The organism is Sphingomonas sp. ABOLE (assembly GCF_003950455.1).
In the GTDB taxonomy this organism is placed as follows: Bacteria; Pseudomonadota; Alphaproteobacteria; order Sphingomonadales; family Sphingomonadaceae; genus Sphingomonas; species Sphingomonas trueperi.
The window spans coordinates 52,435-74,445 of the sequence record NZ_QQWY01000022.1 but is presented as its reverse complement, the minus strand read 5'-3'; the positions used below and the strand labels follow the sequence as shown (position 1 = coordinate 74,445).

Here is a 22,011-nt window from a genome sequence, read left to right as displayed (position 1 = left end):
AGCCGCCTCGTTCAGAAGTCGATCCGCACCGAGGTGCTGATCGTGCGGCCGTTGATCGAGCGCGCGCGGACGATGCCGTTTGCCGGGATCGCGCCTTCCTCCGCCTCGGTGAAGCCGCGGACGTTGAACAGGTTGTTGGCGTTCAGCGATACCAGCAGCTTCGGGATCGGCCGGAACTGGGCGAAGGCGTTGACCTGGGTATAGCCCGGCAGCTTGAGCTGGTTGTTGTCCTGCGCATAGCTGCTCGTCGTGCCGATCACATTGGCGCCGATCGAGGCGCGGCCCAGCTCCACCTGCGGCGTCGCCTGGAAGATCAGGTTGGCCTGGCGACGGGGCGTGTTTCCGACCGAAGCGGGGTTGAGCGCATCCGCGACGATCCGCGAGTGGGTCCAGGTCGCGCCCGCGGTCAGGCTGAACGGCCCCCGCCGCACCGCACCGTCGAACTCGAGGCCATAGGCGCGATAGGTGCGGTCGATGAACACCTGGCGCGTCGCCTCGTAATTCTGCTCCTCGGTTCGTGCCCAGAAGCCGGTGAGGTTGAGCGTCAGCGGGCCTTCGCGATATTTCACGCCGAGTTCGGCCTGGTTGACGAAGTCGACCGCCGCCGCCGAGCTCACCAGATGGCCGTCGGTGGTGCTCACCGCCGGGCCGAACAACAGGCGGTCGGCATTGGCGCGGCCGCCGCGGCTGTAGCGCGCGAAGACGGACATATAGTCGACGAAGCGATAGTTGATGCCTGCCGAATAGCTCCAGTAATTATAGCTGTAGTTGACCGGTGCGGGGCTGGTCAGCGGGATCACCGCGACCCGCGTCTCGGCATCGGAGATCACGCCGTCGCCATTGATGTCGCGGCTGGTGGTGCCGACCCGCCCGCCGCCGAGATCTGCGCCGGCGATCGAGCCGCTCGCGTCGCCGAAATCATAGCGCACGCTGCCGCCGATCGAGACCTTGCCGACCTGATAGTTGAGCGAGGCGAAGGGCGCGTTGACGTTGTAGTCGGCATTGTAGCTGCGCCGGCAGCACCCGCCGAAATAGGCGGCGCTGTAGCCGTAGAACCCGTCCTGGGTGACCGCCGTCCCACCTGCGCGGCGGACATTGACCAGCGCCGCATCGCCGTTCCCCCGCACGTCGGTGAGGATCGAGGTCCACAGCCAGTCGGTGTCGATCGTCTGGCGCGACTTGTAGAAGCCCGCCGTCGCGGTGAGCTTGCCGGTGCCGAGGTCGAACGCCCGGCTCGCGCGCAGGTCGTTGGTGATGTTGTCGAGGCTGTTGAGCTTGGTGTCGAATACCACGATCTGCGCGAGCAGCCCGTTGCCGTTGAGCCCGGCAAGGTTGGTGATCGCCTGGCCCGCGTTCGGACCGCTGGCATAGGATAGGGTCGCGCCCGGACCGCCCATCGCGGTGGCGATCGCGCTGGCGCTGTCCACCGAAGCCGGGAAGTTCGCGATGAACCGGCCCGAAATGTCCGAATAGCGGAAGCGATCGGTGACGGTCCAACCAGCCAGCGTCGTCTCGGCCTCGAAGCCGATCGACTTGACCAGCGGATGCTGGCCATCGCGGACGTCGTCGGTCACCAGATTGTTGTTGCCGTCCAGCGTCACGTTGCGGGTGAAATTGGGGGTCAGCAGCTGGTCTCGGTTGGCGCGGAAATTGGGCAGGTCCTGGTAGCTCGGGTTGGCGTTGGTGCCGGTCACCCGCACCGGCATCGGCAGGTAGCCGACCGCCCGGTCGTCGAGGAACTTGCCGTAGAGGCGGATATGGCCGCCTTCGAAATCCTTGGTGACGTTGAACTTGAACTGGCCGCCCTTGTTGCCGTCATAGCCGATGCGGCGCGGGCCGGTGCCCTGGCGGTAGAAGCCGCCCATGTGGAAGCGCAGGGTATCGCTCAGCTTGGCGCCATAGTCGAAGTCGAGCCGATAGTCCTTATAGTCGAGGCCCGTGCTCGCCTGCACCGCGCCGCCCTCGGTGTCGCCGGTCTTCGAGATCATGTTGATCACGCCGCCGGGCGAATTCGACGCGAAGGTCGAGGCCGAGCCGCCGCGGATCGATTCCACCTGGGCCAGATTGAGGTCGGCGCGCAGGAAGATGTCTGCGTTACCGAAGGTGATGTCGCCGAATTCGAGCACCGGCAGCCCGTCTTCCTGCAGCTGCAGGAACTTGGCGCCGCCCGAGGCGATCGGCAGGCCGCGGATCGAGATATTGGCATTGCCCTCGCCGCCCGAGCTTTCGGAGCGGATACCCGGCAGGCTGCGGAAGATCTCCGCCACGGAGCGCGGGGCCGCCTTCTGGATGTCGTCGGCCTTGAGCGAGCTGGTCGAGATCGCGGTGTCGAGCCGGTCCCGCCCGCGCGCCACGGCGGTCACGACGATTTCGGTATAATTCTCTGCTTCCGCTTCCTGCGGCGGCGTCGTTTCCTGCGCGAAGGCGGGGACGCTGGGGGCGGCCAGCATGCTACCGATCAGCAGCAGCCGGCGAAATTGGTTGGCGCGCACAGACATGGCCATGAGCCTCTCTCCCTGATCCGAGCTCTCCTTGGTGGGAGCCCTTCACATATCGGTATATCTCCCATTGCAATCGATTGCAACAAGCCCCGTATTTATCCGGAGCGGCGCGATCTTGCGGTTTCCCGCCAATCCGGCCACACCTTGCCGGGTGAGCCAAGACGCACCGCCTTCCGATCGGCCGGCCCGCACGCTCGCCGATATCGCCCGCCTCGCAGGGGTTTCGACGGGCACCGTGTCGCGTGCGCTGGCGGGCAGCAGCCTGGTCAATGCCGAGACGCGGGAACGCATCCAGGCGCTCGCCGCCGCGAACGACTTCCGGGTAAACCAGATGGCGCGGCGGCTGCGCACGCAGAAGACCGGCGTCGTTGGTGTCGTCGTGCCGCTGGGCCATGAGCGCCGCCAGCATCTCTCCGACCCGTTTTTCATGACCATCCTCGGGCATCTCGCCGACGCGCTGACCGAGAATGGCTATGACGTGATGCTGTCGCGCGTGATCCCCGATGCCGCGGACTGGCTGGAGCGGATCGTCGATTCGGGCATGCTCGACGGCGTGCTGCTGATCGGCCAGTCGGACCAGATGGCGGCGATCGAGCGCGTCGCGCTGCGCTATCGCCCGCTGGTCGCCTGGGGCAGCAACCTGCCCGGGCAGGTGCATTGCGCCGTCGGCACCGAGAATGTGACCGGCGGGCGGATCGCCGCCGAGCATCTGATCGCGCGCGGCGTGCGGCGGATCGCCTTTCTCGGCGAACTGCGCGCGCCCGAGATCCGCGCGCGCTTCGAGGGCGTGTCCGCCGCCGCTGCCGCGGCCGGGCTGCCCGCGCCGATCCAGCTCGACACGCACCTCGCCTCCGAGACGATGGAGCGCGAGATCGCCGCGCACCTCACCCGCCATCTCGACCGGATCGACGGCATCGCCGCCGGATCGGACATGATCGCGATGACGACGCTGCGCGTGCTCGCCGACCAGGGCATGGCGGTGCCCAGCGACGTGCCGGTGATCGGCTATGACGACCTGCCGCTCGGGCTGCAGACGGTGCCGCGGCTGACCACGGTGCGGCAGGACATCGCGAGAGGCGCCCGTGCGATGGTCGAGCGGCTGTTCGCGCGGATCGCCGGGCAGGATGCACCGTCGCTGGTGATGGCGCCCGAACTGGTGGTGCGGGACTCGGCTTAAGGGGCGATCATCACGCGGTCGCCGGCAAAGGCGAGGCGGAAGAACGGTGCCGGTACGCCGCCGAAGATGCGGCGGCGCTGGACGGGATCGGCGAGCAACGCGGCATCGGCAGGCCCGACCCCCGGATAATCGACGAAGCTGAGCACCGCGCCCTCCCCCGTCACCCACCAGCAATAGGCCTGGGTCGGCGCCGCGGGCGGATTGCCGGCGACCAGGCCGGTGCCGTTCACCGGGCGCCACGGCCCCGCCATTCCTTCGGCGACCATTGCGTACAAGCCCGTCGGCGCAGCGATACCCTCGGCGAAGCGGCGCGCCTGGGTGCTCCAGAACAGATAGTAGAGGCCGTCGCGGACGACGATATGCGGCCGCTCGAGCTCGCTGTTGACGTCGATCGCCGAGAGCAAGGGCGCTTGCAGACGCCAGCCCTCACCGTCGCGGCGCGCGACACCGATCACGCCGTTGACCTGGGCGTCGCTCGACGCGGCGTTGGCGGTGAACAGCACATAGTCCGCGCCGTCCGCGGAATCGCGGAAATAGCCGGGATCGCGAAACCCCTGGATGCCGTGCGCGGGGGCGACCGTCTCGTTGGCGACGGTGTACAGCACACCATCGGCAGCGACGATCTCCTGCGGCGCACCCCAATCTTCAACCCGAGGGGTGTCGCCGTCCAGAACGAACCGACCCTGGCTGACGAACAAGCGCTGCTCATAGGTGGTGGCCGCGCCGCGGCGCCCGGCAGCGGTGAAATAGTGGGTCAGCGTGACCCCGTCCGCCGCCAGTACCGCCGAGCCGGACCATTCGCGCGAACCGGGCGTGAAGCCGTCCGGAAAGGCATCGCCATGGTCACGCCAGCCATCGTCGCCATGGCTGGTCAGCCGGATGCGGGCAACGTCGTGCCGACCCTCGGGATCGTCGAGCCGGGGCGCGGCGAGGAAGAACCACCAGCTGCGCCCGCCGCGCAGCACGGTGCGGCCCTCGGCATCGGCGATCGGCCACATGTCCCACAGGTCCATGCCCGGCGCCGGCGATTCCCCGCCCGGCGCTAGCAGCGGCAGCGCCGCCCCCGCTTGCGTCGCAATCCCGGCGACCGCCGCGCGCGTCCATTCCGCCGTCGCGCTCATGCGACTTTGCGCTCACGCACGGTCCACACGGCAAGCGCGGCGCAGAACAGCAGCAGCCCGCACAGGCGCAGCACGTTGCGCGCGTCGCCGCCGAGCAGCGGCTCGTAGAAAAGCGGCAGGGTGACGGAGAACAACAGCATCGGAATGACGATCATCATGTTGAAAATGCCCATATAGACCCCGGTCCGCTCGGGCGGGATCGATCCGGCGAGGATCACGTACGGATTGCCCATCATGCTCGCCCAGCCCAGCCCCAGGCCGATCGCGGGGACGAACAGCAGCGCCTTGTCCTGTACCTGCGGCAGCGAGAGCATGCCGATCCCGGCGCAGACCAAGCAGGCGGCGTGGAGCCGCGCCGCGCCGATCCGCCGCGCGATCGGCACCATCGCGAAGGCGGCGACGAAGGCGACGGCGTTGTAGAAGGCGGCGATCTCGCCATTGGTCAGCACCGCGGCGCGAAAGCCCGGCGCGGTCGAGTCCGCCGTGCCGTAGACCGAGCGCGCAATGGCGAGGATCACATAGGTCCAGTACGCCATCATCGCATACCATTGGAACAGGCTCATCAGCGCGAGCTTGCGCATTGCCGGCGGCATGTCGCGGATCGCGCTGCCGATCTCGGCAAGCGTCGCGCCCAGCGACTTGGGCTGGGCGGCGATATGGGCGCGCTCGGCCGGGGTCAGCGGCAATTCGGGGACGCGCAGTACCGACCAGAGGATCGTGCCGAGCGCCAGCACCGCCCCGACCATGAACGCCACGCGCGCGGTATAGGGAATGTGGTGCGCATCGACCCAGTCCTGGCTCATCCCCGCCCAGACGAGGAGCGACGGGGTGAGGAAGGCGAGCATCTGCGCCAGGCCGGTGAACGCACTCTGGGTGAGGAAGCCGAGCCCGTGCTGGCTGGGATCGAGCCGATCGGACACATAGGCGCGATAGGGCTCCATCGTGATGTTGTTGCCGGCGTCGAGCAGCCAGAGCAGCGACACCGCCATCACGATCGAGCTGCTCAGCGGCATCCAGAACAGCCCCGCCGAGCACAGCACCGCGCCGACGAGGAAATAGGGCGTGCGGCGGCCCCAGCGGCTGTCGGTGCGATCGCTCATCGCGCCGATGATCGGCTGGACGAGCAGCCCGGTCATCGGGCCCGCCAGCTGGAGCAACGGCAGCGAGGCTTCGGATGCGCCGAGATAGGAATAGATCGGCGCCATGTTGCCCTGCTGCAGCCCGAAACTGAACTGCAGGCCCAGAAAGCCAAGGTTCATTTCCAGGATTCGCCATAGCGATAGGCGCGGCTTCGCGCTGGCAGGGTTCATCGTCGCGCCCCTCCCCGGGCCCGTCTGTTCTATCCTTCCTTTATGGAACGTTTCGCGATGCGCGGCAACAATCGTTTGCAATTGAAATGGAGCAAATCGTCGGAAACGCAAAAGGGCGCCCGCGATTGCGAGCGCCCTTCGCTAGGGCCCGCCGCCTGCGTGGGAACGGCGGGAACCCGGGCCGGGGGACAATATCCCCCGGGATTACATCCCGTTGTGCAGGTTGGTGTCCGCGTCGTGGGTGCGCATGTCTTCGGCCTTGGCATCGCCCTGGGCGCGCACGGCATCGGCCTGGTTCTGCAGATTGTCCTCGGCCGCATCGGTGGTGGCGTTGCTGGCCATCGCATCAATGTTGTCGGCGCGCGCTTCGGCGTTCGCTTCGATGTTGTCGGCCGCCTGCTCGCGCGGGGTGTTGTTGCACGCCGAGAGAGCGATCAGGCCGGCAGCGGCGCCGAGCACGAGAATCTTCTTCATCTTCATTACCCTTTTACGTTGGTACAGTTGAAAATCGTTGGCAGCGAAAATCAACGACGCGGCGTTTTGTTCCGAGAGGGTAACGCGGACGCGACGAGCCGAGTGCGCGGGCAGAGCCGCCAGGAAACCGCCGGATAGGGCAATCCGAAGCGCTTCCCGTTTCTTCGTCAACGACCCTTCTCGTCCACGGTGCCTGGCCGATGGACCGAGCGGGCAGCGCGTGATCCCCATCCTGCTCGACGCGATCGAGGGGCCGGTGGTGCGGTCAGCGACGGGCCAGTGCGTGTGCGAGCGCGTCGGCTCCGTCGAACCGCTCCTCGCCGAGGAAGATCACCGGGGTGGTGGCGACGCCGAACTCGTCCTTCACCGCTTCGACCTCGTCGCGGGTGCGCAGCACCCGGTCGTCGATGTCGTAGCCGCGCTCGAGCAGCAGTTCGCGGGCGCGGACGCCGAACGGACAGACATGGTCGGGCAGGACCATGCGGTAGAGGGTCGCGTGCTTGTCGTCGGCCATGGCGTTTCTCCTTGGCGGACAAATGCTTGGACGACGCGCCGGTTGCAGCGCGTCAGCTGCGCAGGAAGAGATTGCGGAACCAGACCGGGCCGCTGCGCGCCGCCGCAGCGCGCCAGTCGTCCACCGCTTCGTCGGGATCGTAGCGGCGCGGATCGAACAGTTTGAGCCGCACGCCGCGATAGGCGGCGGCGTCATAGGTCACCAGCGTCAGCGCATGTTCGAGCGCGGTGGCGGCGACCAGCGCATCGCGGTCGCTGGCCAGCGCCACCTGCCCCCGCCGCCGCGCCACCGCGAGGTCGACCGGCAGCAGATGCGCGCCGAACGCGGGGACGAGCTGGTCCTCGATCCAGCGCCGGAGCGCACCCGCCCCTTCGCCGCGGGGCGCCGTTGCCGCCTGCGCCTCGATCTCGGCCAGCGCCAGCACGGAGACGAACAGCTGCTCGCGCGGCACGCCGCCCGCCCAGGCGGTCAGCCGCGGGTCCGCGCCACCGGCGCGCGCCTTGCGCAGGTCGAGCAGGACGGCGGTGTCGAGCAGATACATTCACCAGCGCCCGGGGTGCGGATCGACCTCGAACGGCTCGACCGCCGCCAGTGCGTCGACGATGCTCTCGCGCTCGCCGGTAAAGGCACGGAAGCTGGCGATGCTCATCAGCACATGGGTGGGCTTGCCGCGATCGGTGATGAAGACCGGCTCGGTGCGGGCGAATCGCTTCGCCGCGCTCACGTCCTGGTTGAATTCGCGGCTGCTGACCACCTTCATCATGCGCCTCCAGGCGGATCCCTGGCGTAGGTACGTACCTACCTTGTGGAGCCTCGGCAACACCCGGCGGGGCGGCACCCGAAAAACGCACTACACCTTGCCAGCGGCTCTTGCCGAAAGCCGTCGAGCAGGGTTCCTAAGGTCTCGCGCCGACACAGCAGATGCCGGGCGCACGAGGGGATCTGATCGAATGAACGAGCTGCTGACCGGCGCCTGGCATGCGCTGACCGACGTCCTCAACCCGCACGGCCCGGCGGTACACGCCGCGAAGAGCTACGCGCCCGGCGACTTCAGCATCCATTTCTTCCTGCAGCTGGCGATCATCCTGCTCGCTTGCCGGGTGGTCGGCTGGGCCGGGCAGAAGTTCCTCAAGCAGCCCCAGGTGGTCGGCGAGATGATCGCGGGCGTGGTGCTCGGGCCGTCGCTGCTCGGGCTGGTCGCACCCGATCTGCAGCTGGCGATTTTCCCAAGGGAAACACGCAACGTTCTCTATGCCGGCGCGCAGCTCGGCGTCGGGCTCTACATGTTCATGGTCGGGCTGACGCTGCGGCTCGATCATTTCCAATCCAAGGCGAAGAGCGCGGCCGGCGTCTCGGCCGCGGGCATCGCCGCCCCCTTCCTGCTCGCGGCGTTGATCACGCCCTATCTGGTTACCGTGCCGGGGCTGTTCACGCCCGGTATCAGCCAGGCCAATGCAACGCTGTTCATAGGGGCCTGCATCGCGCTGACCGCCTTCCCGATGCTTGCCCGGATCATCAACGAGCGCGGCCTCGCCAATTCGGCGCTCGGCACATTGTCGCTGACGGCTGGCGCGTTCGACGACGCCGCCTCCTGGTGCGTGCTGGCGCTGGTGCTGGCGACCTTCGGCGCGGGCCCCGGTGTGGCGGTGCTCGCGATCGGCGGGGCGGTGCTCTACACCGGCTTCATGCTGCTCTTCGGCCGCCGCCTGCTCGCCCCGCTCGGCCGCATCGTCGCGGCGCGCGGCGAGATGAGCAGCCCGGTGCTCGCGGTCACGATGATGCTGTTCTGCCTGTCGGCCTTCGTCATGGACGCGATCGGAATCCACGCGATCTTCGGCGGCTTCCTGATGGGGGTGTGCATGCCGCGCGGGGCTTTCGTCGACGAGCTCAAGCGCAAGGTGGAACCGCTCGCGGTGGTGCTGCTGCTGCCGATGTTCTTCACCTATTCGGGGCTCAACACCCGGATGGACATGGTCAACTCGCCGTCGCTGCTGCTGATCGCGCTGGGCATCCTGGCGGTGTCGGTGCTCGCCAAGTTCGGCGCCTGCTGGGCGGCGGCACGGATCGCCGGCGAGGACAATCGCACCGCGCTCGGCATCGGCGCGCTGATGAACTCGCGCGGGCTGATGGAGCTGATCATCATCAATATCGGCCTGCAAAAGGGGATCATCGGCCCGACACTTTTCGCGATGCTGGTGCTGATGGCGATCATCACCACCGTGATGGCCACCCCGCTGTTCGAGGCGGTCTATGGCCGCAAGGCGCGGGTGAGCGGCGAGCTGGACGCGATCGACGGCCAGCTGGCGACGGTCTAGCCGGCCAGCTGGCGGATCAACTCGCGATGCGCGGGCAGATCCGCCACCGCCTGCTCGCCGAAGCCGCGGATGCGGGCGAACTGGCGCGCGGCGGCTTCGCCATGGGGGAAGCCGTCGCGCGCGCCGGACAGGTCGGTGCGGAAGTCCATCCCGTAGAGGATGTACTGATAGTTGAAGAAGGCGAAGCTCTCGACGTCGAGCAGGAAGTCGAACCGGCTCGGCGGGCGGTGGCGCCACTGGTCGAGCAGCGCCTGCAGCGTGTCCGGGATCGTGGCGGGATCGCGATTGTCGCGCCAGAAGGGCTCGTCGCGCCGGCTTAGGCAATAGTGGAGCTTGAGGAAGTCGACGATCCGCTCGTAGCGCGCCGTCATCAGCGCGTTGAACCGCGCCGCCGGCGCATCGACCGGGCCGGCATGCGGGAACAGCTCGGCGATCATCGCCGCGGCGGCTTCGATCAGCACCACGCCGGTCGCCTCCAGCGGCTCGAGGAACCCGCCCGACAGCCCCACCGCGACGCAGTTCTTGACCCAGGGCGTGCGGCGATAGCCGGGCTCGAACCGGATCAGCCGCGCCTCGTGCGCTGCACCGCCGAGGTGCGCGTCGAGCAACTCCGCAGCGCGATCATCGCTCAGATGCGCCGAGGAATAGACGCAGCCGATACCCCGCGCATGCTGCAGCCCGATGTCCCAGGTCCAGCCGCCTTCGTGCGCGGCGGCGACGGTGGTGGTCGCGATCGGCGCCTCGGGATCAGCATCGGGCAGCTTGCAGGCGAGCGCACGGTCGGTGAACAGCTGGTGGCGCACCGAGGTGAAGGGCGCGCCCAGCGCCTTGCCGATCAGCGCCGCCTCGAACCCAGAGCAATCGATGTAAAGGTCGGCGGTGAGGCTGCCATGCTCGCGCGTCTCGATCCGGTCGATCGCGCCTTCGGCATCGGCATGGGCGGAGAAGACTTCCCCCTCCAGATGCGTCACCCCCAGTTCGATCGCCCGGTCGCGGAGCAATTGCGCCAGCCGCACCGCGTCGAAATGATAGGCATAGGTCAGCGGCCCGCCGAACCCCGCCTCTTCCGCCCGCTTCGGCGCCCGCCCGTGCGCAGCGACGCGGTTCTGGATCGTCATCGCCTCGGCGAAGGGGGCGCGGCGCGCTTCGGGCTGGAGCAGCCAATATGGCACCAGCCCCGCGCCTTCGGTGTGGAACGGCGCCTCGAACGGATGGAGGAACTGGTGGCGGCTGCCGTCGGGCCGGGGCGCGTGCAGCCAGTCGTCGAAGCGGATGCCCTGCTTGAAGGTGGCGCTCGCCCGCCGGACGAAGCTGCGCTCGTCGATGCCGAGAAACTGCAGCGTCTCGCGGATGGTCGGGAAGCCCCCCTCCCCCACCCCGACGATTCCCAACGCGGGGGATTCGAGCAGCGTAATCGCGAAGCGCCGTTGCTGCGCGATGTCGAGATAGCGAGCGAGATAGGCGGCGGTGAGCCAGCCCGCGGTGCCGCCGCCCAGGATCAGGATCCGCCGCATGGGGTTCATGGTCCCACGCTAGGGCGCGGCGACGGACCCGGCAATGGTCGTAGACCGGCCGAAAGCATTTGCCTCGCCCCCGCGGCTCCGGTTAGTCGGACAAATAAACGAGGGGAGAAGCGGCATGGCGATCAAGACGTTGGCGGGCATTTCGGCGCTGCTGCTGGCATCCGCGAGCCTGCAGGCCGCCCCGCGCGATCCCCTCGCGCCGACCGGCCGCTGGTCCGCCAACACCGATGGCCGCGCCCAAACGCCGCCGATGGGCTGGAACAGCTGGAACGCCTTCGCGACCGATGTCGACGAGGAGAAGGTGCTCGCTTCGGCCCAGAAGATCGTCGACACGGGGCTTGCCGCCAAGGGTTATCGCTACGTCAATCTCGACGAGGGCTGGTGGGACCATCGCCGCGCAGACGGCCGAATGCTGGTCCGCGCGGACAAATTCCCCTCCGCCCGCACCGCCGACGGCGCCACTTCGTTCAAGCCGTTCACCGATCGCCTGCACGCGATGGGGCTCAAGGCCGGCATCTACACCGATCTCGGTCGCAACACCTGCGCCCAGGCCTATGGTCCCAACGAGCCCCAGCTGCCGCGCGGCAGCGTGCTCGAGCGCGAGGTCGGGCTCTACGGCCATATCGACCAGGATATCGCGCTCTATTTCGGCGAATGGGGCTTCGACTATATCAAGATCGACGGCTGCGGCCTGCGCGCGTACGGCGAAGACAGCCCGCTGGTCCGCGCCGGACGCTACCGCGCGCTCGCCCCGATCCTCGACCTCGACAGCGTCAACCGCTCGAACATCCCGGCGGTGCGGGCAATGTTCGCGCAGGTGAAGGCCGCGCTGGTCCGCGCCGATCCGGACCAGGACTATCTCCTCTCGCTGTGCATCTGGGGGTCGGCGGACGTGCGGAGCTGGGCCAAGGATGTCGGCAACATCTCGCGGACCAGCGACGACATCACGCCCCATTGGACCCGCCTGCTCACCAATTTCGACACCGCGGCGCGGCGCCCGCTCTACGCGCATCCGGGCTCGTGGAACGACCCCGACATGCTGTTCATCGGCAAGGGCGAGTTCGATGCCGACCACCTCGTCGAGGCGCGGTCGCACTTCGCGCTGTGGGCGATGGTCTCCGCCCCGCTGCTGATCGGCGCCGACCTGCGCACCACGCCGCAGTCGCTGATGGACATTTTCGGCAATGCCGCGCTGATCGCGATCGACCAGGATCCCGCCGGCAACCAGGCGGTGCTCGCCTTCGACAGCGACGACTTCCAGATCCTCGTCAAGACGCTGGCGGGCGGCGACAAGGCGGTGGCGCTGTTCAACCGCAGCGCCGCGCCGACCGACGCGATCCTCACCGCCCAGCACCTCAAGCTGCGTGACGATGCGGCGATCGCGCTGACCGATCTTTGGACCGGCAAGACCTCCAGCTTCAGCAAGGAAACCAAGTTCAAGCTCGCGCCGCACGAGACGCTGGTATTCCGCGCCAAGGGCCCGCGGCTGCTGGCCGACGGGCTGTACCTGTCCGAAATGCCCGGAAGCGTGAACCCGGCGGTCGACGGCGTCACCGCGCCGATGGCCGATCCCACGATCCACCGCGCGGTCGTCTCCTGGAGCGGTACGCGCGGCGCAGGGCAGCGGCCGCTCTATTCCGGCTGGGGCGGCGCGCAGGCGGACTCGACCCCCTATGGGCGCGAGCTGACCGTTGCGGGCAAGCACTTCACCGCGGGGCTTGGCGTACTCGCCAATTCCCGGCTGGAGGTGCGCAATGCCGGCTATCGCCAGCTCATCGTCTCGGTGGGCGTCGACGATTCGGCGGCCGATGCGACGCACGCCGTTACCTTCCAAATTTATGGCGACCGCCGCCTGCTCGCCACCTCCGCTCCGGTGCGCCGTGGCGCGCCCGCCAAGCCACTGACCGTCAACGTAGCGGGCGTGAAGCTGGTCGAGCTGGTGGCGCGCTCTACGGGTGCGACGAACGAGCGACTGCCGATCGTATGGGGCGACGCCGCGTTCCGACGTTGACCGGAACGCTCGCGAAATCAAATAGCTAGGTCGAGAGCACCGATGCAACGCGGGTTGTTCCGCAGTCGAATCGCGCCTATCCTGGATCAGTTAACGGGACAGGTCGTTCTGCTTCCCTATCAAGGCTCTAGCAGGCATGACCCCGCAACTCCCCTCCGCGCTCCGCGACTATTTCGAGAGCTCGCCCGTCGCCCTTTCGCTCGGCGAGGCGGCCGGCGACCATCCGCTGCTGCTCACCAACAAGCGGTTCCGCGACCTGACCGGCTATGCCTCGAACGAAATCGCCGGAAAGAATTGTCGCTTCCTCCAGGGGAACAGTGACAACCGGGAAGCGCGCACCCGCATCCATGCCTTTCTCGACGATGACGCGCAGACCAGCGTTCGCACCGCGATCCTCAACTTCCGCAAGGATGGCACGCCGTTCGTCAACCTGCTCTACATGTCGAAGCTGCGCGCGCTGACCGGCGAGGTGCGCTACATCTTCGCTTCGCAGTTCGACGTCAGCCGCACCCAGCCCGAACGGCTGGCAGACTATGACAATGCGCTCGGGCAAACGATTGCGCGGCTGGCGCCCGTCGTGGCGGAGAGCGGCATTGCGGTGGAAGGCACGCTGATCACCATCGCCAACACCGCCGCGACGATCGCCCAGGCGAAGATGACGCTCTCCGACCTCGACACGAGCAGCTATCTGTGAACGCGCCGTTCGACGCCAAGACCACCACGCTGCCGATCGTCGGCATCGGCGCGTCCGCCGGCGGGCTGGAGGCACTGCGCGAGATGCTCGCGCCCGCCCGCGCGCCGACCGGCATGGCGTTCGTGATCGTCCAGCATCTCGATCCCAACCATGAAAGCATGCTGGCGCAGCTGCTCGACCGCCAGACCAGCCTCGAAGTGCTCCAGTGCGAGGGCGGCGAGCAGATCGAGGCGGACAAGGTCTATATCATCCCGCCGGGCCATGGCTTGGCGATCCGCGGCGGCAAGCTCGAGCTGACCGATTTCGCCCAGCCCCGCGGGTTGCGTCGCCCGATCGACGATTTCTTCCTGTCGCTCGCCGCCGACCAGCAGGGCAATGCCGCCTGCGTGATCCTCTCGGGCACCGGCGCCGACGGCACGATCGGGCTGCGCGCGGTGAAGGAACATGGCGGGGTCTGCCTGGTGCAGGAGCCAGAGAGCGCCCGCTATGACGGCATGCCGCTTTCGGCGGTGGGCACCGGACTGGTCGATTTCGTCAAGGCGCCGGGCCAGATGCTCGACTGCCTTCACGCCTTCTTCCACCGCAGCGGCGGCGAGGAACAAAAGGAAGAGGCCTCGCTGGTCGCCGACCATGTCGACGAACTGTGCAAGGTGCTCCGCACCGCCGTCGGCCATGATTTCTCGGGCTACAAGCGCACCACGCTCGTGCGGCGGATCGAGCGGCGGATGCACGTGCTCGGCATCACCAGCGGCCGCGCCTATCTCGCCCGCGCCAAGTCCGATGCCGACGAATGCGAGGCGCTGTTCCGCGACCTGCTGATCAACGTCACCCGCTTCTTCCGCGACGCCGACCTGTTCGATCGCCTCCGTACCCAGGTGATCGAACCGCTGATGCGCAGCTGGACCAGCGACGAGGACATCCGCGTATGGATCCCCGGCTGCTCCTCGGGCGAGGAAGCCTATAGCATCGCGATGCTGTTCGCCGAGGCGGCGCGCAAGCTCGCGCTGCCCTCCACCGGCGTGCAGATCTTCGCGACCGATATCGACGAGCAGATGCTGCAGATCGCGCGCAACGGCGTCTATCCCGCTTCCGCGCTGGTCGACCTGCCGCCGCCCCTGCGCGAACGCTACACGCTGCCGCATGCCGAGCGCTTCCAGATCGTGCCGTAGATCCGCGACATGATCCGCTTTTCCAACCACAGCCTGGTCAAGGACCCGCCATTTTCGCGGATCGACCTGGTCTCGTGCCGCAACCTGCTGATCTATTTCGACGATCGCCTGCAGCAATCGGTGATGCCGCTGCTCCACTACGCGATCCGGCCCGAGGGCTATCTGTTCCTCGGCCCCTCGGAGACGATCGGCCGGTTCGAGCATCTGTTCCCGGCGATCGACGGCCAGGCGCGCATCTTCCAGCGCTCGCCGGGCGCCCCCAATTACCCGATCGACCTGCCCGGCAGTTCGCGCGCCCGAAGCCCGCGCGAGGACCGCCACGAGCGCCAGTCCGGCCGGGTCGGCGCCGAGGAGACCGCAGCGGTCCGCCGGCTGGTCGATCGCTATGCGCCCGCCAGCCTGGTGCTCGATCAGGAAGGCGTGATCATCGCCGCCTATGGCCGGCTGGGCCGCTATTTCGACTTTCCCGTCACCCGCACCGGCGGATCAAGCGCGATCGGCCTTGCCCGCCCGGGCCTCCGCAACGTGCTGGGCCCGCTGCTCCGCGCCGGCCGCGACAAGCGCAAGCGGGTAGTCGCACGCGACGTGACGGTGGAGTCCGAATATGGCAGCCAGACCATCGACGTCGTCTGCGATCCGATGCCCGACGGCACCTTGCTGTTCGTGTTCCGCGAGACCGCGCCGTTCCGCCCCGCGCTCGACGAGGACGCCGCCGAGCTCGATGCGGGCGACGACCATCTCGATGCGCTCGAGGACGAGTTGCGCGTCACCCGCCACCGGCTGCGCACCACCGTCGAGGAACTGGAGACCGCGAACGAGGAGCTGAAGAGCTCCAACGAAGAAATGATGTCGATGAACGAGGAGCTCCAGTCGACCAACGAGGAGCTGTCCACGGTCAATGACGAGCTGAAGGGCAAGGTCGACCAGCTGACCGTCGCCAATTCGGACCTGCGCAATTTCTTCGAGTCGACCGATCTCGCCGTGGTGGTGCTCGATGCCGAGCTGCGCATCCGCAGCTTCACCGAAGCCGCGACCGCGCTGTTCCCCCTCCAGCCGAGCGACCGCGGCCGGCCGCTGGCGGACGTTGCCAGCCGCCTGTCGGGCAGCGACTATCTGGCGGATGCGCGCGCGGTGATCGCCGGCGAGGGCCCGCTCCAGCGCCGCGTGACCACCCAGGACGGCAGCCGCACGCTGTCGATGCGCACCTTGCCCTATCGCGCGCAGAACGGCACCACCGACGGCGCGACGTTGGTGCTGACCGACATCACCGACGCGCTGTCGCTCGAACGCGCGCTGGCGGCCGAACGCGAGCGGCTCGACATGGCGATCCGCGCCGGCGGCATCGCGGTCTGGGAATATCGCGTCGATACTGGCGAGACCGTCGTCGACGATCATGCCCGCGACGTGCTCGGCATCCCCGCCGGCATGGCGCTCAACGACCCCAAGGCGCGGCTCGAGCGGATGCACCCGGAGGATCGCCCGCGGTTCGAGGCGGAACTGGCGCGGGTGATCGCGCAGGGCGGCGACCTCGAGATCAGCTACCGCATTCTCGACGGCGAGGAGGTGCGCCGGATCAAGACCTTCGGGCGGCGGGTGGACGATGCGGGCCCGCGCCGGCTGGTCGGCGTGTCGATCGACATCACCCCAGAATACAAGCTCGCCGAGACCCGCGAGCTGATGCTGCGCGAGATGAACCACCGGGTGAAGAACCTGTTCGCGATCGTCAGCGGCATGATCTCGGTCGGCGCGCGCAGCCATGACGACGTGACCCGCTTCGCCAACGACATGCGCGAGCGGATCGCCGCGCTGGGTCGCGCCCATTCGCTGGCGGCGCCGGCGGGCGCGCCGCCGTCGATCGACCTCGCCGAGCTGGTGGAGGCGACGCTCGCCCCATATCGGGATCATGCCAACATCGAAATAAATGGCCCGGCCGTGAAGATTCACCGGACCTGTTTGTCGCCGCTTGCGTTGATGCTGCACGAATGGGCGACGAATGCTGTCAAATATGGGGCACTCGGTGCGAAGGGCGGGGAACTCGCCGTGCGCTGGGAACGTGTGCCCGACGGCGTTCGGCTCGACTGGCGCGAGACCGGAGACCGCCCCGTTTCGGTGGAATCGAGCACCGGCTTCGGCACGATTCTGGTACAAACCTCGTCGCGCCAATTGGGCGTGACGGTCACCCGATCGGCGGAGGACCATGTCTTCGCCATCCAGATCCATCTGCCTGCGAAAGTGCTTGCGAATGACGAAGACGGTGATGCTCATCGAGGATGAGCTTTTCGTGGCGCTGGACGTGCAGGACGTAGTGGAAGAAGCGGGCTTCGCGGTGGAAGGCCCCTATGTCTCGGTCGCCGAGGCGCTGGCGGCGGTGGCAAGCCACCTGCCGGGCTGCGCGATCCTCGACGTCCGCCTGACCGACGGCGAGGTCTTCCCCGCCGCCGACGTGCTGCGCGACGCGGGCGTGCCGATCATCTTCCATTCGGGCCATGCCGACGCGACCTCGCTGCGCGACCGCTATCCGCAGGCGGTGGTCTGCTCCAAGCCCTGCTCGCCGAGCACGCTTAGGGCGGCGGTGGAGAATGTGTTCGCGGGCTGATGGCGCACGGCGTCTATTGAAATCGTCGACCATCGCGGTCCGGGCCTCTAAACCTGCGGGCGATGACTCAGAAACTCTCCAAGCTGCTCTCCTACTGGTTGCGCCACGCGCCGGAAGCGGCCGACCTCGCGCTGGATGAAGCGGGCTGGGCGTCGGTCGAGTCCGTTCGCGCGGCGCTCGCGCGCGAAGGCGCCGATCCGACGCTGCTGGAACAGGTGGTAGCGGACAGCGACAAGCAGCGTTTCGAGCTCTCCCCCGATGGCACCCGCGTCCGCGCAAGACAGGGACATTCGATCAGCGTCGATCTGGACTGGCCCATCGCAACCCCGCCGGAGACGCTCTATCACGGCACCGTCGAGCGCTTCCTGGAGGCGATCTTCGCGGAAGGGCTCAAGCCGATGGCGCGACACCATGTGCACCTTTCGCCCGATGTCGAAACTGCGGCGCGTGTCGGTGAACGACGCGGAGCCCCCGTCCTTCTTCGCATCGCCGCCGGGGAGATGGCCCGTCATGGGACCGTGTTCCGGTTGTCGACCAACGGCGTCTGGTTGGTAGAAGCCGTGCCGCCGGCATTCCTGTCCCGCGCCTAGCGCCGTAGGATGCTCAACCGGCCGCGAGCGCCGTCCGCACCCGCCAGCGGATCAGCAGCGTCGCGAAGAACCAGGCGACCAGCGCAACGCCGGCGCCGAGGATCAGGTCGATCAGATAATGGGTGCCCTCCACCGGGGTCGACAGCAGCATCGCGCAAGGGATCGCGGTCAGCCACCAGCGCAAGGGCCCGCAGCGCTGGGCGGCGGCGATGTAGAGCGTGGCGGACGCGGCATGGAAGCTCGGCGCCGAGACCAGCCCGCGCAGCTGGCCGAGATCGACCACCGTCAGGCTGTGGTCGCGCAGCGCCGGGATCAGGTCGGGCTGCCACAGCTCGCTCACCGGCATATAGGGAATCGGCCCGTGCCAGAGGTACGAGAACGGCCCCACCGCCGGCATCTGGCTGTAGATCGCCAGCGTCAGCACTGCGGCGATCGCGAAGGCCGCCAGAAAGCGATGCGCCTCGCGCCGCTGCCCCATAAGCGCGAACCAGCCGAGCAACAGCGCGGGGGTGAGGAAGATGCTCTGATAGGCGACGATGCCGAGCAGCTGGAGCGAACGATGCGCGGCGACCAGCCGGTACCAGGCGAGCCAGTCGAACTGGAGCAGTTCGTCCACCCGCTGCAGCCCGGCATCGGCAAAGCCCTGGCTCAGCCCCGCGACCGGATAGGAGCTCACCGCGCCGATCAGCGCGAGCGCCATGAAGAGCGTATAATATTCGATCACCTGGGCGAGAACCAGGCTCCAGCGGCGGCCGTCGCGCAGACACCAGAGCCGCAGCAGCGGCGCGGTGGCGAGGATCGCGTAATAGGGGATGTTGCTCCGCGCGAACGGATCGATCGTCAGCCCCGCCGCCCAGAGCAGCAGCGCACAGGCCGCCACCGCGGCGATAACCGCGCCGCGGACCTGTCCTCCCGAAAAGCCGATGCCCGCCCGCGGGTCTGTCGCGGGGGTCGGCAGCACCGGTGCGGCGGCGAGCAGGGCGGAGGCGGAATGCGGATCGGTCAAAGGCATGGCTCGTCGAGAGGGCGGGGCGACCCGCCTGCCATTGCTGTCCGCGTGTCGGCGTCGACCCTATCGCGCGGATGCGCCCGCGCCTAGCCCTCTGGCGCGCCTGCCATCTGTGGCACTTTGCCCGGAGGTAAAGTGCCACGACCGGCGGTTTCCCGCGCGCGGCAAAGTGCCATGGCTGGTCCAAATGCAGGCGGGCGCACATGGGGGATTCACAGGCGAATCGCGATGTGCTTAGATTCCTGCTATGTTCCAGCCCGATCTCTTCGCCGCCGCCCCCCGCGTTCGGCCGGATGCGGCCTCCCCCACCGCCCTGGACCTGCCCGCGGTGCTCGACCGGCTGAGCGCCACCTGCGAGCGGCCGCGCTACAGTTTCATGGTGCTCCAGCTGATCGCCCAGGCGAGCGACCGCACCGGCTGGGCAGGCCCCTGGATCGAGCGCGACGGCCGCCGCCTCTCGGTCCGCGACTGGCTGAGCGAGGCACTGTCGCCGGTCGCCCGCCGCGATCCGCGTCGGCTGGGGCTGACCGCGCGGGCTCGCGCCGAGCTCGAGAAGGCGGGCACCCTCCCCGCCGATCCCGAGGCAGCACGCGCGGCGATCGAGGCGGAGGTGCAGCATCGGATCCGCCTGTCCGGCCGCACCAACGTCAGCCGCGCGGTTTCCGAGCTGGTCCGCGCCGGGCTCGTCCGGCGGCACTATCAGGGCTTCCGCGTCGATCACCACAATCGCGGCGCCCAGCGTCATGCCGTCTATGCAGTCACCGAAGAGGCGCGCCGCGCGCTCCAGCCCGGCGGCTGAGGTCAGAGGAAGTAGACGATCACCCCGGCGGCGAGCCCAAGCAGCAGCGCGATCACGAACTCGACCAGGTTGCGGACGATCCCCCCGCCCTTCTGCCTGCGCTGAAAGGTAGAGCGCGGCGCCGGCTGGGCATGCGCCACCTCCAGATAGCCGACCGCCCCGCCCGCCCCGGCCGTGAACAGCAGCGTCACCAGCGCGCCGGGCACGGTCTCCACCGCGATCGCGACCGGCAGCAGCATGCCCAAAGGCGCCGCCAAGGCCATCGCCGCGAGCAGCTTGGCGAGATCGAGATCGTCCTTGTCCACCGGCGCGACCTTGAGCAGATCGGGGGCGTCCTCGGCCGAGGCGGCGAGCCAGGCGAGGCTCGACACCAATTGCCCGGCGATCACCACGCTGGTGAAGGCGAGCGTCGGCGCCATCGGCAGCGAACCGCTGTCGCGAAAGGCGATCAGCAGGATCGGCGCAAGATAGACGATGCGCAGCAGCACCTGGAAGATCAGCGCCGGATCGCGCAGCAGCAGCCACAGCTCCTTGGCGAAGATCGTCGCGAACAGCCCGCGATGGAAGTGCCGGGCGATCCCGCCCTTGGCCGCGCGCTTCGCCGCCGGTCGTGCGCCCCCGGCGCGGTAGCTGCGCAGGAAGGCATGGCGCATCCCCCAGCCGGCAAGTCCGAACAGCGCCAGCGCCCCGCCGAGCAGGAGCGCCATCGCCAGCGGCTCGCCGAACGCGGCGCGGCCCGGCAGGCTGCTCAGGCCGTGTTTGCCGTACCCTGCGCTGCGCAGTGCGTCGAACAGCAGCACGGTGCCGGACTCGCGGCGATCGTCGTGCTGGTTGAGGAGCTGGCTGGCGAGAAACACGCTCGCACCGGTCAGCGCGGCGAGGATCTGCCCCAGCGTTCGCGCCGCGGGGGGGCCGACGGTCCGCGCGAGCAGCAGCGTCACCCCCAGTCCGAGGCACGCCGCTGCCAGCGCCAGCGCCACCAGCAAGACGAGGGCGCCGAGCAGCTCGGGATGGCCGAGCAGCGCCACCGGCAGCAGGATCGGCAGCAGGAAGATCGAGAAGGTGAGCATCACCCCGCCGGCGATGCCCAGCAGCTTGGCCGAGACGACGGTGCGCGGATCGAGCGGGGCGGAGAAAAGCAGGTCGAGATCGCCCGCCTCGTACAGGGTCCGCTGGCTGGCGAGCAGCGCCTGGGTGGTCATGAAGGTGAAAAGCAGGATCGACACGAGCAGCGCGATCAGCCAGGCGAGCGCCCCTGCCTGCCACTGTTCGTCGGCCAGCAGCAGCCCGAGGCCGACGCCCAGCCCGGTATAGCCAAGCAGCACCAGCGCGAGCACGACCTGCCCCAGCTTGCTCCGGCCGGTGGCGCGCAGGTTGCCGCGCAGCTCGTGCAGCGTCAGCCAGGCGAGGCTTCCCGGCGGCAGCCGCCGCATCGTCCAGCCGATCACGACCGGCTCGTCAGGCGGATGAAGGTGTCTTCCAGCGTCGCGTCGTCGGCCCCGGCGAGCGCACGCAGTTCCTCCAGCGTGCCCTCGGCGAGCAGCCGGCCGCCGGCGATGATCCCGATCCGATCGGCCAGCCGCTCGGCGACCTCGAGGATATGGGTCGTCACGATCACCGTCTTGCCCTGGTCGACCGCGGCGCGCAGCGCGTCCTTCACCGATCGCGCCATCGCCGCGTCGAGCCCGGTCAGCGGCTCGTCGAGGATCAGCAGCTGCGGATCGTGGATCAGCGCGCCCGCCAGCGCCACCTTCTGCTGCATGCCGCGCGAGAAGCCCTCGCAGCGCGTGTCGCGCACCTCCCACAGCTCCAGCCAGCGGAGCAGCCGCTCGGCCTCGGGCGCGGCGCGGTCGGGCGGAATCCGCCACAGGCCGGCGACGAAGCCGAGATATTCGGCCGGGGTCAGCTTGTCGTAGAGCATCGGCTCGTCGGGCAGCCAGGCGGTGATCGCCTTGGCCGCCCGCGGATCGGTGCGCGCGTCGATCCCGAAGATCTCGATGCTGCCGGAATCGGGTTCGGTCAGCCCCACCGCCATGCGCAGCGTCGTCGTCTTGCCGGCGCCGTTGGGACCGAGCAATGCGTAGAGCTGCCCCGCCCCGACGGTCAGGTCGAGGCCGGTGATGACGGGCTTGCCGAAGGACTTATGCAGGCCGGTGATGCGGAGCGCGGGCGAGGACATTGGCGCTGATCCTAGCGGCCGCGCGGTTC

At 68.4% G+C, this 22,011-nt stretch carries 19 protein-coding genes and 1 pseudogene; 9 read left to right on the top strand and 11 right to left on the bottom strand.

Annotated features, from left to right (window positions below):
- Window positions 1–11: 11 nt before the first annotated feature.
- Window positions 12–2,504, bottom strand: coding sequence for a TonB-dependent receptor (locus CA234_RS14710; protein WP_241213525.1), 2,493 nt, complete (start codon window positions 2,502–2,504; stop codon window positions 12–14).
- Window positions 2,505–2,652: 148 nt separating this feature from the next.
- On the opposite strand from CA234_RS14710, the gene CA234_RS14705 reads away from it, so the two are divergent.
- Complete coding sequence (locus tag CA234_RS14705; RefSeq protein WP_206431204.1) at window positions 2,653–3,678, top strand: LacI family DNA-binding transcriptional regulator; 1,026 nt, start codon at window positions 2,653–2,655, stop codon at window positions 3,676–3,678.
- Here CA234_RS14705 and CA234_RS14700 read toward each other — a convergent pair.
- The 6 genes from CA234_RS14700 to CA234_RS14675 form a co-directional block, all read right to left on the bottom strand.
- Entirely contained in the window at window positions 3,675–4,799 is a 1,125-nt protein-coding gene (locus tag CA234_RS14700; protein ID WP_125975159.1) for a glycoside hydrolase family 68 protein, read from the bottom strand. The two genes, CA234_RS14705 and CA234_RS14700, sit on opposite strands and share 4 nt — an antisense overlap.
- Complete coding sequence (locus CA234_RS14695; RefSeq protein WP_241213524.1) at window positions 4,796–6,058, bottom strand: MFS transporter; 1,263 nt, start codon at window positions 6,056–6,058, stop codon at window positions 4,796–4,798. Before CA234_RS14695 ends, CA234_RS14700 begins: the two co-directional genes overlap by 4 nt.
- Window positions 6,059–6,313: 255 nt before the next feature.
- Window positions 6,314–6,754: a hypothetical protein gene (locus CA234_RS24975; protein WP_241213523.1), complete on the bottom strand. Its 441-nt coding sequence runs from the start codon at window positions 6,752–6,754 to the stop codon at window positions 6,314–6,316.
- 94 nt (window positions 6,755–6,848) lie between these two features.
- The gene (locus tag CA234_RS14685) at window positions 6,849–7,097 is read right to left on the bottom strand and encodes a glutaredoxin domain-containing protein (protein WP_125975167.1); all 249 of its coding nucleotides are present in this window, start codon (window positions 7,095–7,097) and stop codon (window positions 6,849–6,851) included.
- 52 nt (window positions 7,098–7,149) lie between these two features.
- Window positions 7,150–7,638, bottom strand: a complete 489-nt coding sequence (locus CA234_RS14680; protein WP_125975169.1) for a PIN domain-containing protein — start codon at window positions 7,636–7,638, stop codon at window positions 7,150–7,152.
- On the bottom strand, window positions 7,639–7,860 hold the full coding sequence (locus CA234_RS14675; RefSeq protein WP_241213522.1) for a type II toxin-antitoxin system Phd/YefM family antitoxin: 222 nt from the start codon (window positions 7,858–7,860) through the stop codon (window positions 7,639–7,641).
- Window positions 7,861–8,047: 187 nt separating this feature from the next.
- On the opposite strand from CA234_RS14675, the gene CA234_RS14670 reads away from it, so the two are divergent.
- Window positions 8,048–9,412 carry a cation:proton antiporter gene (locus CA234_RS14670; RefSeq protein ID WP_126002047.1) on the top strand — a complete coding sequence of 455 codons (1,365 nt, stop codon included), beginning with the start codon at window positions 8,048–8,050 and terminating at the stop codon, window positions 9,410–9,412.
- Here the strand turns inward: CA234_RS14670 and CA234_RS14665 are convergent.
- The gene (locus tag CA234_RS14665) at window positions 9,409–10,935 is read right to left on the bottom strand and encodes a tryptophan halogenase family protein (RefSeq protein WP_125975177.1); all 1,527 of its coding nucleotides are present in this window, start codon (window positions 10,933–10,935) and stop codon (window positions 9,409–9,411) included. The two genes, CA234_RS14670 and CA234_RS14665, sit on opposite strands and share 4 nt — an antisense overlap.
- Before the next feature lie 115 nt (window positions 10,936–11,050).
- Here CA234_RS14665 and CA234_RS14660 point away from each other — a divergent pair, with 115 nt between their 5' ends.
- From CA234_RS14660 to CA234_RS14640, 6 genes and pseudogenes are all read left to right on the top strand, one after another.
- Entirely contained in the window at window positions 11,051–12,946 is a 1,896-nt protein-coding gene (locus CA234_RS14660) for an NPCBM/NEW2 domain-containing protein (protein ID WP_125975181.1), read from the top strand.
- A gap of 136 nt (window positions 12,947–13,082) precedes the next feature.
- On the top strand, window positions 13,083–13,640 hold the full coding sequence (locus CA234_RS14655; RefSeq protein WP_126002046.1) for a PAS domain-containing protein: 558 nt from the start codon (window positions 13,083–13,085) through the stop codon (window positions 13,638–13,640).
- Window positions 13,637–15,025, top strand: a pseudogene (locus CA234_RS24970) (chemotaxis protein CheB); the annotation flags it as partial. The gene CA234_RS14655 and the pseudogene CA234_RS24970, both read left to right, overlap by 4 nt.
- Window positions 15,026–15,448: 423 nt before the next feature.
- Entirely contained in the window at window positions 15,449–17,083 is a 1,635-nt protein-coding gene (locus CA234_RS24965) for a PAS domain-containing protein (RefSeq protein WP_346962894.1), read from the top strand.
- Entirely contained in the window at window positions 17,052–17,405 is a 354-nt protein-coding gene (locus tag CA234_RS14645; protein WP_164521824.1) for a response regulator, read from the top strand. The genes CA234_RS24965 and CA234_RS14645 overlap by 32 nt, the downstream gene beginning before the upstream one ends.
- Before the next feature lie 62 nt (window positions 17,406–17,467).
- Window positions 17,468–17,995: an RNA 2'-phosphotransferase gene (locus CA234_RS14640; RefSeq protein WP_125975186.1), complete on the top strand. Its 528-nt coding sequence runs from the start codon at window positions 17,468–17,470 to the stop codon at window positions 17,993–17,995.
- A gap of 13 nt (window positions 17,996–18,008) precedes the next feature.
- Here the strand turns inward: CA234_RS14640 and CA234_RS14635 are convergent, their stop codons facing one another.
- On the bottom strand, window positions 18,009–19,007 hold the full coding sequence (locus CA234_RS14635; RefSeq protein WP_241213521.1) for a phosphatase PAP2 family protein: 999 nt from the start codon (window positions 19,005–19,007) through the stop codon (window positions 18,009–18,011).
- A 244-nt stretch (window positions 19,008–19,251) separates the two neighbouring features.
- On the opposite strand from CA234_RS14635, the gene CA234_RS14630 reads away from it, so the two are divergent.
- Entirely contained in the window at window positions 19,252–19,803 is a 552-nt protein-coding gene (locus CA234_RS14630) for a hypothetical protein (protein WP_125975191.1), read from the top strand.
- A 2-nt stretch (window positions 19,804–19,805) separates the two neighbouring features.
- Here CA234_RS14630 and CA234_RS14625 read toward each other — a convergent pair whose 3' ends face one another.
- Both CA234_RS14625 and CA234_RS14620 read right to left on the bottom strand, forming a co-directional pair.
- Window positions 19,806–21,251, bottom strand: a complete 1,446-nt coding sequence (locus CA234_RS14625) for a hypothetical protein (RefSeq protein ID WP_241213520.1) — start codon at window positions 21,249–21,251, stop codon at window positions 19,806–19,808.
- A complete protein-coding gene (locus CA234_RS14620) occupies window positions 21,248–21,982 on the bottom strand; it encodes an ABC transporter ATP-binding protein (protein ID WP_125975194.1) in 735 nt (244 codons plus the stop codon). Before CA234_RS14620 ends, CA234_RS14625 begins: the two co-directional genes overlap by 4 nt.
- Window positions 21,983–22,011: the final 29 nt, after the last annotated feature.

Coding starts and splice junctions, on each gene's coding strand:
- CA234_RS14710 (WP_241213525.1), bottom strand. CDS start 2,504: ATGGCCATGTCTGTGCGCGCCAACCAATTTCGCCGGCTGCTGCTGATC.
- CA234_RS14700 (WP_125975159.1), bottom strand. CDS start 4,799: ATGAGCGCGACGGCGGAATGGACGCGCGCGGCGGTCGCCGGGATTGCG.
- CA234_RS14695 (WP_241213524.1), bottom strand. CDS start 6,058: ATGAACCTTGGCTTTCTGGGCCTGCAGTTCAGTTTCGGGCTGCAGCAG.
- CA234_RS14685 (WP_125975167.1), bottom strand. CDS start 7,097: ATGGCCGACGACAAGCACGCGACCCTCTACCGCATGGTCCTGCCCGAC.
- CA234_RS14680 (WP_125975169.1), bottom strand. CDS start 7,638: ATGTATCTGCTCGACACCGCCGTCCTGCTCGACCTGCGCAAGGCGCGC.
- CA234_RS14675 (WP_241213522.1), bottom strand. CDS start 7,860: ATGATGAAGGTGGTCAGCAGCCGCGAATTCAACCAGGACGTGAGCGCG.
- CA234_RS14670 (WP_126002047.1), top strand. CDS start 8,048: ATGAACGAGCTGCTGACCGGCGCCTGGCATGCGCTGACCGACGTCCTC.
- CA234_RS14665 (WP_125975177.1), bottom strand. CDS start 10,935: ATGAACCCCATGCGGCGGATCCTGATCCTGGGCGGCGGCACCGCGGGC.
- CA234_RS14660 (WP_125975181.1), top strand. CDS start 11,051: ATGGCGATCAAGACGTTGGCGGGCATTTCGGCGCTGCTGCTGGCATCC.
- CA234_RS14655 (WP_126002046.1), top strand. CDS start 13,083: ATGACCCCGCAACTCCCCTCCGCGCTCCGCGACTATTTCGAGAGCTCG.
- CA234_RS24965 (WP_346962894.1), top strand. CDS start 15,449: ATGCCCGACGGCACCTTGCTGTTCGTGTTCCGCGAGACCGCGCCGTTC.
- CA234_RS14645 (WP_164521824.1), top strand. CDS start 17,052: ATGACGAAGACGGTGATGCTCATCGAGGATGAGCTTTTCGTGGCGCTG.
- CA234_RS14640 (WP_125975186.1), top strand. CDS start 17,468: ATGACTCAGAAACTCTCCAAGCTGCTCTCCTACTGGTTGCGCCACGCG.
- CA234_RS14635 (WP_241213521.1), bottom strand. CDS start 19,007: ATGCCTTTGACCGATCCGCATTCCGCCTCCGCCCTGCTCGCCGCCGCA.
- CA234_RS14630 (WP_125975191.1), top strand. CDS start 19,252: ATGTTCCAGCCCGATCTCTTCGCCGCCGCCCCCCGCGTTCGGCCGGAT.
- CA234_RS14620 (WP_125975194.1), bottom strand. CDS start 21,982: ATGTCCTCGCCCGCGCTCCGCATCACCGGCCTGCATAAGTCCTTCGGC.